Source organism: Microcystis sp. M049S2 (genome assembly GCF_020245625.1).
Lineage (GTDB): Bacteria > Cyanobacteriota > Cyanobacteriia > Cyanobacteriales > Microcystaceae > Microcystis > Microcystis ichthyoblabe_A.
The window spans coordinates 1-11,801 of sequence record NZ_JADBUN010000223.1 but is presented as its reverse complement, the minus strand read 5'-3'; the positions used below and the strand labels follow the sequence as shown (position 1 = coordinate 11,801).

Annotated in this window: 12 protein-coding genes and 1 pseudogene; 5 read left to right on the top strand and 8 right to left on the bottom strand. The window is 43.2% G+C overall.

The genetic code is table 11. The annotated features are described in order from the left end of the window. Nucleotides 1-204 precede the first annotated feature (204 nt). From IM496_RS22760 to IM496_RS18280, 3 genes and pseudogenes are all read left to right on the top strand, one after another. Nucleotides 205-306: pseudogene (locus IM496_RS22760) on the top strand (IS30 family transposase); the annotation flags it as partial. A 26-nt stretch (nt 307-332) separates the two neighbouring features. Continuing rightward, a complete protein-coding gene (locus tag IM496_RS18285) occupies nt 333-2,822 on the top strand; it encodes a tetratricopeptide repeat protein (RefSeq protein ID WP_287662842.1) in 2,490 nt (829 codons plus the stop codon). A 43-nt stretch (nt 2,823-2,865) separates the two neighbouring features. Continuing rightward, nucleotides 2,866-3,237: a hypothetical protein gene (locus IM496_RS18280; protein WP_287662841.1), complete on the top strand. Its 372-nt coding sequence runs from the start codon at nt 2,866-2,868 to the stop codon at nt 3,235-3,237. 138 nt (nt 3,238-3,375) lie between these two features. Here the strand turns inward: IM496_RS18280 and IM496_RS18275 are convergent, their stop codons facing one another. From IM496_RS18275 to IM496_RS18250, 6 genes are all read right to left on the bottom strand, one after another. Next, on the bottom strand, nt 3,376-3,819 hold the full coding sequence (locus tag IM496_RS18275; protein ID WP_287662839.1) for a type II toxin-antitoxin system VapC family toxin: 444 nt from the start codon (nt 3,817-3,819) through the stop codon (nt 3,376-3,378). After that, nucleotides 3,806-4,078, bottom strand: a complete 273-nt coding sequence (locus tag IM496_RS18270) for a hypothetical protein (RefSeq protein ID WP_002774769.1) — start codon at nt 4,076-4,078, stop codon at nt 3,806-3,808. The genes IM496_RS18275 and IM496_RS18270 overlap by 14 nt, the downstream gene beginning before the upstream one ends. Before the next feature lie 236 nt (nt 4,079-4,314). Next, nucleotides 4,315-7,608: a tetratricopeptide repeat protein gene (locus tag IM496_RS18265; protein WP_287662836.1), complete on the bottom strand. Its 3,294-nt coding sequence runs from the start codon at nt 7,606-7,608 to the stop codon at nt 4,315-4,317. Between the two features lie 39 nt (nt 7,609-7,647). Then, a complete protein-coding gene (locus IM496_RS18260; protein ID WP_002763038.1) occupies nt 7,648-8,256 on the bottom strand; it encodes a COP23 domain-containing protein in 609 nt (202 codons plus the stop codon). A gap of 59 nt (nt 8,257-8,315) precedes the next feature. Beyond that, a complete protein-coding gene (locus tag IM496_RS18255) occupies nt 8,316-9,416 on the bottom strand; it encodes a S1C family serine protease (RefSeq protein WP_287662835.1) in 1,101 nt (366 codons plus the stop codon). A 143-nt stretch (nt 9,417-9,559) separates the two neighbouring features. Then, nucleotides 9,560-10,054, bottom strand: a complete 495-nt coding sequence (locus tag IM496_RS18250; RefSeq protein WP_287170734.1) for a tetratricopeptide repeat protein — start codon at nt 10,052-10,054, stop codon at nt 9,560-9,562. A 178-nt stretch (nt 10,055-10,232) separates the two neighbouring features. Here IM496_RS18250 and IM496_RS18245 point away from each other — a divergent pair, with 178 nt between their 5' ends. Together IM496_RS18245 and IM496_RS18240 are read left to right on the top strand one after the other, a co-directional pair. Beyond that, nucleotides 10,233-10,790: a Uma2 family endonuclease gene (locus IM496_RS18245; protein WP_194013943.1), complete on the top strand. Its 558-nt coding sequence runs from the start codon at nt 10,233-10,235 to the stop codon at nt 10,788-10,790. Between the two features lie 20 nt (nt 10,791-10,810). Then, complete coding sequence (locus IM496_RS18240) at nt 10,811-10,984, top strand: hypothetical protein (RefSeq protein ID WP_155120481.1); 174 nt, start codon at nt 10,811-10,813, stop codon at nt 10,982-10,984. 208 nt (nt 10,985-11,192) lie between these two features. Here IM496_RS18240 and IM496_RS18235 read toward each other — a convergent pair whose 3' ends face one another. Both IM496_RS18235 and IM496_RS18230 read right to left on the bottom strand, forming a co-directional pair. Continuing rightward, a complete protein-coding gene (locus IM496_RS18235) occupies nt 11,193-11,531 on the bottom strand; it encodes a HepT-like ribonuclease domain-containing protein (protein WP_125731514.1) in 339 nt (112 codons plus the stop codon). After that, nucleotides 11,528-11,801, bottom strand: a 274-nt coding sequence (locus IM496_RS18230; protein ID WP_287662834.1) for a nucleotidyltransferase family protein, incomplete at its 5' end; no start/stop codon positions are given. The genes IM496_RS18230 and IM496_RS18235, both read right to left, overlap by 4 nt.

Here is an 11,801-nt window from a genome sequence, read left to right as displayed (position 1 = left end):
CCGAAGATGATGTCAAATTTATCTGTGCTTTTAGATATTTTGACCCGATAGCGGCTCGAGAACTTACTTTGACAGGATATTAATTCTAACAAAAAATATTTTGGCTTTATTCGATTCCATACTATCTAAGTTTTTAAGCTCATTAAAACTACTAATTTGCCATAACCAGTCTGGGATAGCCAACGGGAGGAAGCTGCAAAAGTTGTAGAGTTAATTAACAATCATCCCCGAAAATGTCTTGACTATCGAACCCCCTTTGAGGTATTTTATCAAATACGATCGGATAGTGATGCAATTCAGATTTGAGTTTACTGCAAATTTTTTTAATCATCATGCCACAACAATCCTTAATCCCTAAAACCCCGACAGATCAAGCCATCCCCAATCTCCTAGCACAAAATAGTTTAAATGTCAAGCTTTTTAGAAAAATATTTTTATTGTCTCCCCTGTTGTTTTGGGAATTATGTGGTTTAGCAGTTAGCTCGGTGAGAGCAGTGGAAAACCTACAATGTCCTGTCATTTATAGGGAAGAAGTTGATACTAATGCTCTTAAAAGAGAAATTGCTAATTATTCAGCCACTCTGCGAGTCTATCCTAGCGATCCTGGTACGATTAAACTTTATTTTCAACGGGGAATAGCGCGAGAAAAAATCAACGATCGAAACGGTGCGATCGATGATTTCAGTCAATACATTTGGTATAGTAATTATAATGCCCCCGGATTCAAAGATCGACAGTTACTAGCTCAAGCCTATTATCAAAGAGGTAAGTTAAAGTTAGCCATGGCGATGGAGGAAGAAAAAACCCCTATAGCCGAGGAAATCCCTGTTATTGAGGAAGAAACGCCTATAGTTGAGGAAATCCCTGTTATTGAGGAAAAAAAACCTATAGTTGAGGAAATCCCTGTTATTGAGGAAGAAACACCCCTTATTGAGTCAGAAAGGCCAATAAGGAAGCAGCATCAGCTAAAATTATTAGAAGCTGCTCAAGCAGATTTTCGGCAAGCCTTTAAATATAATCCCAATGAAAGTGAAGTTTACTTTAACCTAGCAAGTGTTGCGTCTTTGCTCGATCATCAATCCTTGGCTTTAGATTATTATCAGCGTTTTATCGGTTATGAAACTGAAAATTATCGCGGCTATTATCATCGAGGACAGCTATACTCTCGGTGGGGAAATTATGCAGAGGCTATCAAAGATTATGACCTGGCTATTTTATACCAACCCGATCTAATTGAACTCTATTATAATCGGGCCATAGCTTTAGAAAAGATAGGGAGAAAACGAGATGCTTTTAAGGATTATAAAATCGTTTTAAAATGCTCACCTAACTTATTTTTAGCCAAGAATGCTCCTAGCAGTTATCAAAACCGTGCCAGAGTACAAATTGAAATGGCTGACGAGGAAGTAGAATTAGCCAATTTATCGAATAATTCCCCGGAAGGATATCAAACAGCGATCGAGTATTATAATGGAGCCATCAAAGACTTAGCACTTGTCATCCGTATTAATCCCAACTACGATAAAATTCCCCATGCTAGAGCATTTCTTAAACGGGGTTATGCTCACCTAAGACTCAACAATAATCAAGGGGCAATTCAAGATTATAACCAAGCAATTTATCTGCAACCCCAAGACGCAAAAGCTTATGTATATCGGGGGTTAATGCGGGCCAATAAATATCAAGAATACGCAGGAGCTTTAGAGGATTTTACTGCGGCAGTGGCACGAAATCGTCATGATGCAGCCGCTCACTATCATCGGGGATTAGTGCTGTATAAATTGGGGCGTTATCAGGAGGCAGTAGATAATTATAATATTGCCTTAGACCAAGATGATCGGATTAATATACCTAGTTTTACTTCTCGATCTGTCTGTAGCGAAAATATCCGAGAATCTGCCGACAGAAATTATTTTTATGACTCCAGAGAACCCGATTTTCGTCCTAATTATAACGTCTCTTGTCATGCTCAAGCCCGGGGAGATGCTTATTTTGCTCTGAAAAATTTTGCCGCGGCCGAAAGAGATTATACTACTTATATAGTTGCCTATCCTAACGATCCAGAAGGGTATCATAAACGGGCGAATGCGCGTTTTGAAAAAGGGGACAAACAGGGAGCGATCGAGGATTATAATGTATTTCTAGAAAAAGTCCGTGATGCGAGAATTTTCTATAGTCGTGGTAATAGTAGCGCTGACGTGGGAGATGATCAAGGAGCGATTACAGATTATCTGCAATCTTTGAGCATTAATCCTATCGATGTGACGGTGTATAGTAATCGGGGAAATGCACGCACGGATACCGCTACTATTCCCGATAATGTACAAGTAACACCGAGAATATCGGCCAATCCGATCGCCTATAATAATCGTGGCATTATTCGACGACAAACTGGGGATAAGGAAGGTGCTTTAGAGGATTTAGATAGGGCAATTAGATTGAATTCCAATAATCCGATCACCTATAATAACCGAGGAGTTATTCGCTTTGATTTGGGAGATAATGCCAGAGCTTTGGAGGATTTAAATATCGCTATTGCTCTCCAGTCTAACTATGCTGAAGCTTACTATAATCGAGGTTTAGTTAAGGAAAAAATGGGCGATAAGAAGGAAGCGATCGCTGATTATCAATTAGCAATTACTTATCGGCCTAATTATGGCGAAGCTTATTATAATTTGGCACTTGCCACCTACGATGATAAAAATCCTAGTAGTCGAGTAGCGAGCCTTAACTATTTGCAAAAAGCCGCTAATGCTTTGATAAAAACTGGTAATTTAGAACTGTATGAACGGGCGGTAGAATGGATGTTAAAAATGCAGTAATTTCTCGAAAAAATAAGCTAATTTTTGACAAAGACTTCAAGACTTGGCTATTTCAAGCCTTCAAAGAGCGGGGGAGTCTCTTATTGCCGATCAATTAGCCGCTAATCATCATGCTCTTGCTCAAGAGCTACAGCAAGTTTTAGGAAAGCAACGGTTGAAACAGATTCCAGAGAATGGATTAAGATTACTTCCTAGATATCGTCACAGTGGTCAGGATTTAGTTATACTTAAAGAAAACTCTATAGATTCAACTCAAATTGTCTTTAATCAAGAAACTCAAGCTAAAATAGAGAGAGTCTTAGATGAACATCGTCAACGACAAAAATTAGCTAAGTATGGATACTTACCAAAGACTAAACTTCTTTTCTGGGGTCCTTCCTGGTGTGGTAATAAGATTAAGTGCTGTTATTTCTAGACCCAAGGAAACCCAACAAAAAGATTCAGACGGATTTAGGTGTTGGGTGTTGGGTTGCGCTTTTCCTGGGAATTGAGAGGTTTTGTTTAACATATTTATTCGCTCAAACCAACCTACGGACTACGGACTAATGATTAACTAGAAATTTGGAAAAAGATTAATAAAGGGTTTTTTATTTTTCCAGCGATAGGTATTAAAATCTCGATTATCAATTGATAAGATACGTCCATTTCCTAACTCTTCTGCTAAGATAACTAGGGAGGCATCGGCTAAGTCCATTGGCAGACTTTGATATTGTTTCATAAGGTCTTGAATTCTTTCTAGATGAGTATTTTCAAGGTTAAATAATAGAAATTTTTGGGGATGTCTCTTAAATACGTTCATTAATTTTATTTGTTTTTCAACTCCTGTATAGAGATTTGGAGAACGTTGTAAAAGAAGATGACAACTTTCTGTTAAAACACACCAAGTTGTAATTAGTGGTTGAGAAGAATACTGTGCTAAGGTTTGCTGTGCTATTAGATGATATTGATCTTTATTGTTAAATAAAGCCACCCAGAATCCAGTATCAACGATGATCATATTTAGCTTTTAATCCTTCTTTGAGAACAGATTTATAATTAGTAGAAAGGTCGGATTCTGCACTAATACAACCGATTAATCCAGATTCTTTTAAAATGTCTAGGGTACTTTGAGCTTCAGGGTTTATTTTTGCTGCAATCTCTGGCTTTTTTGCCAAGGAATAGCGTTTTTTTAATAACTCAATAAAATCAATCAGTAAGTTTTGTGCTTCTTCAGGTAATTGGTTAATATCTTCTTGAATTTGTTCTAAGTTAATCATTAATTTTCCTCCGTTAAGATTTTTAAATGGGCTGCTAATTTTTAAGCCACATAACGAATAATTTTGACTTCTGCTCCTTTATTAACAGGAATAGAATTATCGTCGATTGGGTTGACCCAAGGAAACCCAACAAAAAGATTCAGACAGATTTAGGTGTTGGGTGTTGGGTTTCCCTTTCCCTGAGAATTGAGAGGTTTTCCTTAACATATTTATTCGCTCAACCCAACCTACGGAACTTATCCCCCTAATTTTTGTAAAATCTGCATCACTTGTTCATAAGCAGCCATATTATTCTGTTGGAGGAATAATATAGCTGCTTGTTGTAGATCAATTTTTACTTTTTCGGGTTGTCCTAATATGGCATATAAAAGACCACGATTGGCGTAAGCCTCAGCATGATTAGGATTAATGTCAATAGCTTTGGTGTAGTCAGCTAAAGCTAATTCATATTTCTGCTGGTTATGGTAAAGAAGCCCCCGATTGTAGTAAGCTTGAGCAAAATTAGGATTAATGTCAATGGCTTTCCTGTAGTCAGAGAGGGCTAAATCGTATTTCTGCAAGTCATCGTAAAGAATCCCCCGATTGTTGTAAGCCTCAGCATAATTAGGATTAATGTCAATAGCTTTGTTCCAGTCAGCTAAAGCTAATTCGTATTTCTGCAAGTCTTGGTAAAGAATCCCCCGATTGTAGTAAGCATAAGCTAAATTAGGATTAATTTCAATAGCTTTGCTGTAGTCAGAGAGGGCTAAATCGTATTTCTGCAAGTCAGAGTAAAGATTCCCCCGACTGTTGTAAGCCAAAGCATCATTAGGATTAATTTCAATGGCTTTGCTGTAGTCAGAGAGGGCTAAATCGTATTTTTGTTGGAGACGGTAAAGACCCCCCCGATTGAGGTAAGCACCAGCATCATTAGGATTAATGTCAATAGCTTTGTTGATGTCAGAGAGGGCTAAATCGTATTTTTGTTGGAGACGGTAAAGATCCCCCCGATTGTTGTAAGCCTCAGCAAAATTAGGATTAATGTCAATAGCTTTGTCGTAGTCAGCTAAAGCTAAATCGTATTTCTGCAAGTCATAGTAAAGATTCCCCCGATTGTAGTAAGCCTCAGCATCATTACGATTAATGTCAATAGCTTTGCTGTAGTCAGAGAGGGCTAAATCGTATTTCTGCAAGTCAGAGTAAAGAACCCCCCGATTGACGTAAGCACCAGCATCATTAGGATTAATGTCAATAGCTTTGCTGTAGTCAGAGAGGGCTAAATCGTATTTCTGCAAGTCAGAGTAAAGAATCCCCCGATTGTTGTAAGCTTTTGCAAAATTAGGATTAATGTCAATGGCTTTGTTCCAGTCAGAGAGGGCTAATTCGTATTTCTGCAAGTCATAGTAAAGATTCCCCCGATTGCTATACCAAGCAGCACGGGGAGCGAGATCAATTGCCTGAGTAATTGCGGCTAATCCCTCATCATAGCGTTTTAATTTATCTAATACTGCCCATTTCTCATTATAGTAATTGGGGTTATTGGGAACCAGAGAAATCGCCTGATTAATCACCGTTAATGCTTGCTCATAATTTTCTCTGGCTTCTCTTTCTCTACCAGCACTTTTTGAGAAGTCACCTAAAAAGCGATAAACAACACTTTGCTTTTGTAAAATACTACTGTGAAAGTTCTTTAAATCTTCCCGTTTAGGTAAGGTATTAATCGCTTGTTGGAAAGCTTCCATAGCTGGTTGAGCTTTACCTAACTGACCTAACGCTAATCCCTTCCCATACCAAGCTAAATAGACATTCTTGGGGTCATTTTGCTTAATCGCCTCATCAAAGGCTTTAATTGCTTCCTCATACCTCCGTAACCGCCATAATTGTCCCCCCCTTTCTATCCAAATATCCGCCTTCGCATTGGTATTAGGGACAATAACACCAGTAATCGCTTGAATAATTTCTTGTTGTTGTTGCGGACTAACTTGGGGTTGAGCAGTGGTTAATAATTGCGGTTTTACCTTCAATCTCTCTTGCAATCCGATAAAAGTGCTAATGGGAATCCCTAAACTCAACCCTAACTGAATTTTCCCTCCCCCTGCTCCTTCTGAACGTCCATGAATCCCTATTACTCTCCCCTGAGAGTCTAAGACTGCACCACCACTCATGCCCCCAAATGTGATGCTGGTATAAACTAATTCATACCCTCCTTCTAAAGAACTGACACTTTTTAATACTCCCCCTTGTTCATTGCTTAAGTCATTTTGGCGGGTTCCTAATAATCCCAGTTCTTGATCTTTGATTCTACCTCCACTAAACAACCATTCAGAGGGATTTTTGCCGATTTTGGCGAATCCTGCGACAAAAACATAATCACGTTTATTATTATTAGTATTTGGATTAAGTTTGTCAATATTGTCTGGCATATAATTCGGAGCATAATTCGCTATTTCCGCAACGGGATAATTGTCTCGGCTTTCAAACTGAAAAACTGCTAAATCTACCCCTTCCTGCCGGATGATGGTGCTTTTCTCGATGTTTCGAGTTTTACCGTCCTTGGTGACGACGGTGTAGGTGAAATTGAGACAAGGTTTACTTGCAGCATCTTGACTTTTTTCCTTCTCACATAATACATGGTCTGCGGTTAAAACCGTGTAAATATTCCCTTTTTTAGCGATAATGACACCGCTACCGTTTCCACCGCTCGTACTATCAATCCGGACGGTGAAACCCTTGGCTTTCGCTTCTAATTCGGCGATATAGCCAGTATAGGCGGTGGTTTCTATATCGGGGTTCACCGGCGGTAGGGGTAGGTTATAGGCGCTGAGGATTTCGGGACGGATGTAGGTTAATAGGGTATGAAGGGGAATGCCCCAATTAACCGCTCTCATCTGTTGGATTTCTGCGTCTGTGGGTTTTGTACCGTCCTCGTAGATGTAGTTAGAGAGAATCGGATGGGCCGATCGCCCGTTAATGCCGATTAACTCATCCTCGAAAAAGATACCACCGCCGCTCATTCCCTGCACGATATCGCCACTATAACCGACGCTGTAGCCCTCCCGGAGGGGTCGATCGCTTGTTTGTTCAATTTTCCCGTTATCGGTGGTGTACTGCCCCGTTTCTGCGGAATAACCGGTTACAGTGATATCTAGTTCCGCATCCGGGGAAATGGCGCGAATTTTAGCGATCGGATAATCCCGGGTATCGCTAAACTCCACCAGGGCCAGATCCTTATCTTTTAAAAGGGAATTCGGCGCGATCGAGGCTGTGCGGGTTTGGCCGTCGTGGGTTTGGATCTGTAGGGTGGTCGCGCCGCGGGTAACGTGAGCGTTGGTCAAAACGAGGTATATACTGCCTTTTTTCCCGATAATGATTCCCGATCCCCGATTTATCTCGCTAGTAATCTTAACAGTGACTTGACGGATCGATCGCTCGATCTGCGCGTTTGGGCTGTCTTCCGCCACGATCGCCGGAGCAGAGAAAGGGGATAGCGCTTTAACCGGTACGACGGGCAGAAGTAGGAGGCTTAGGAGTAGGGGAAAGGGTTTCAACATGGTTATTATGGGGAAATTCGGGGTAAAACAGCGAAAATTCTAGCGGGTGGGAACGCAATTATTTTGCGGGCCAGCAGATCTCGTACCACAGGGTGCGTCGCGATCGGCGAGTGGTGCTTTGGCGAAAAACTCCGTCATCGAGATATAGGTTTTATCTCCGGAATTCTGGAGGAGCATATCCGAGCTTTTCCCCTCTAGGATGTCCATGAGTTGTTGCAAGACTAAATCTGGATTGTCGTGGGGTTTAAGGGTAAAAAGTTGGCTATTACCATCGCAGGGATCGCCGGATCGTGAAACGCTGCAGATGATCGGGTATCCCTTCGCCCGGCCGGTGGTGAGATAGTTAAAACGCCCTTGATTATATGCTTCCTGGAATTTTTTCGTGACTTCCTCGCAACGAACCGGGGAACGTTTGGAGAAATATTCCGATTTCCAGCCGATAATCCGCACATTGCCGCTCCTTTGGGGAATCCAAGCGAGGGTGGCGGGGATTTTTCCTCCCGATGCGCGATCGAACACCTCTTTACAGAAGAAGGTGACGCCATTCGGGGTGGTCGATTGGCTGAAACCGGGGGCGATACCACCGAGGAGGACAGTGGCGAGGAGGCCGACGCAAGCGAGACGGTGGGAAATATATCTAGAGTTCATAGGGATAGTTCCTCAGAAAATAGGGATTAGAATCGTGATTAGGGTCAAAATGGGATTATTTAAGGGTTAGCGGCGGCGTTGAGGGTGTAGCGACCCGATTCACCCCCTTCGCGAGAGGTAGCCACTAGGATATAAACTCCATCGGCGGGTAATTCGGTTACAAGTCGAGCGTTAAAATCCCCGGGGGCGCGATCAACACGCTGGTTACTACGGGCGACCTGTGGGTATTTTGTCCCCTCGGAAGATTGGAGAACGCGATAGAGGACAAGATAGGGAGCGATCTCGTTGCTGTTCATATCCAGAACGATTTTCTGTCCGGCACGACCCTCGAACCCGTAATATTGCTCGTTTTGGTCTTTGGTCAAGTTGCCTTGAACGGTCTGACCGTTAAGAGGGAGGGCGAGTAACTGTATCCGATCGTCCTGTCCTAATGTTGAGACGGTGGAGACATCGCCTGTTTTAACTGCGGTGAGGAAAGCTTGCAGGCGATCGAGGGAAACGGCGAAATTAATGCCGCTCTGGGTAAGGCCGATCGGGTTTCCCGCACCGTCGTAAACGTAACTCCCGATATCGCCTGCGACGTTAACCCCCACCACTTCCCCCCGTGAATTCAAAAGCGGCCCGCCGGAATTGCCTTTGTTGATATTAGCGTTGTGTTGCACAATGCCTTTTTCGGGGTCGAGACGGCTGATAATGCCCTGGGTGAGGGTGTTTTGATAGTCCTCGTTTAAGGGTGTGCCGATGGCGAAAACGCTTTCGCCGACTTTGGCGGAGTTCGGACGGGCGAGGGGAAGATAGGGCAGGTTTTGGCGGTTATAAATCCGCAGGACGGCTAAATCCACGCCATTTTTAGCGAAGCCGATCACGTCTGCCGAGGCCTGCTGTCCGTTGGCAAATTTCACCGTCACCACCCGCGGTCCGTCCGCAACAACGTGGGCGTTGGTAATGATGATACCGTCGGGACTGACGAGAAAGCCGCTACCGTGGCCGCTGCCATTTTTGACGGTGACGACGGCGGGGCTGGCTTTCTGATAGACTCTAGAAGCGGTCTGCTCCTGCGCGAGGATGGGTGGAACGTTTTCCATCAGGAAGCCTCCTGGTTGAACGAGTAGGCCAGTGGTGGCCAGTAGCACCGATAGGGTGAAAGTAATTGGTTTCATCGGGTTGGCTCCTCTTTAGTCGGGGGATACTTGCAAGTATGTTATCGTTGGTTTTTTTCCAATTATGCGATCAAGTTTTAAGTCTTCAGGTTGCTTTTTTCACAAAAGTTTAGAGGGGGAGAGCGATCGCTCTCCCTTGCAACTTACGCACCTATCTGCCGTAGTGCTTCTATGGCGCTGTTGTACATTTCTGTGTTTCCCTGCTGGCGAAATAATTCGGCGGCCGTTGTTAGATCGGCGATCGCATTTTGTCTCTGGTTAAATGCGAGATGGACGTATCCGCGGAAATGGTAAGCGTAGGCAGCGCGGGGGTTTAGTCGGATCGCGGTGTTCAGGTCTTGAAACGCCGGCCGCCATTGTTCGCGAATCGTGTAAATCATGCCCCGACCGAGGTAAGCTTCGGTATAGTCTGGATCGAGTTCGATCGCTCTGGTGAATTGAGCGAGGGCGAGATCATATTTTTCCTGTTGGATGTAGTTAATTCCCCGGTTAAAGTGGGCGATCGCTTCTTTGTAGTTCGCTTGAGCGATCCGGGTTTCGGCTGGTTGTCGGCTTTCTAGGGCCATAACGGGGCGAACAGTGGCGAGGGTGGAGAGGCCGATTAGGCTGACGGTGGTGAGAAGGGCGAAGGATTTCATGGGTAGTTCCTCGGTGAGGGTGATTTGAGCTTCTACCTAATTCATCGGTTGTTTTTTTGGGAATATGCAGAATAGGGCAATCAATTTTTTTTCCTTTCGGGTACAAAAGGAAAAAGCGCGGCAATCGGGAGAGCTTTGTTATCATTTAGTGAAAAATACTTGTTTTTTTTGATGCAATATGGTAAGCAAATCCCCGACGATTACTGATGCGGAATTAATTCGCCTCAGTTGTCAGAACCCGGAATTACGCTTTGAACGCAATGCAGATGGAACCTTAGTCACTATGGCACCGATCGGAAGTATTTCGGCGAATCGAGAACTGAAAGCCGGCGCTCGCCTGCTCTACTGGGTCGAACAGAACGGGTTAGGAGAGGTATTTAGTTCTAGCGGCGGTTTTAAACTGGCCAATAGCGCGGTACGCTCTCCCGATGTGGCTTTCGTGGCGAGAGAACGTTTACCGTCCGGTTGGCAGGAAAGGGAGGATGAATTTCTCGATCTCGCGCCGGATTTCGTGATCGAGATCCGTTCTAAAACCGATAGTTTATCCAAGTTAAAGCGGAAAATGGAGGAGTATCGGGAGAACGGGGTGAAGTTAGGATGGTTGATTGATCGCCACAATAAACAGGCTTTCGTCTACCGTCAGGACGGGACGATTACCTGTTATCCCGAGAACGCGATTTTAAGCGGGGAAGATGTGGTTCCGGGGTTCACCCTAGCGCTAGAAATCTTGCTGTAAGATCGATCGCTTTTTTCGGGGTGAGATTCAAAATCGATCGAGTATCTAGACCGCGCCTAATTGCCGTAGGAATTGCAGGGCTTTTTCGCGTGCTGGCGCGTTCCCTTGCTGGCGGAACAGTTCGGCGGCTTGTCGGAAATCCTCGATCGCTTTTTCCTTGTCTAGCCGATAGACGTAAGGAACCCCAACAATAGACCCAAGGAAACTACCGTAGGATGGGTTGACGTAAGGAAACCCAACCATACACCCAAGGAAACCCAACAATAGACCCAAGGAAACCCAACAATAGACCCAAGGAAACCCAACAAAAAGATTCAGACAGATTTAGGTGTTGGGTGTTGGGTTGCGCTTTTCCTGAGAATTGAGAGGTTTTCTTTAACATATTTATTCGCTCAACCCAACCTAAGAAACTGATTCTAGATGTCTTAAAATCTGTTCTTTCAAATCATCCAAATAATTTTCTACCACCTCCCAAACTGTATTAAGGTCAATTCCCCCTAAATAATCATGTACTAAAATATTCCTAAAACCAGAAATATTACGCCAGTCAACATTGGGAATATTTGCCTTTAATTCCTCCGAAAGCCTTTGAGTTGATTCTGCCAAAGTTTGTAAGCGTCTAATGATAGCATCGCTGATCATTGAATTAGCAAAAAACTCCTGTTTTCCTCCTTGGGAATAGTCCTTAATTTTATCAATACAGTCTAAAATATATTCAAGATAAACTCGATCTTCATTCATAACTTAATTGCCTCCTTTAAGATTCGCTGTTTAATTAGATGATGAAGGCTTTTTTCAGTTACTACATCCACTTTACACCCTAAGAGAGCCTCTAAATCAACTAATAATCCACCGGGAAACCAAGGGGACGTTTTAGCTAAATCATAATCAATTAAAAAATCAATATCACTATTTTCGGTTTCCTCACCTCTAGCAACGGAACCAAATACACGCACATTAAAAGCACCATGTTTGGTGGCAATTTTTAGGATATCCTCTCGTTTGTCTTGT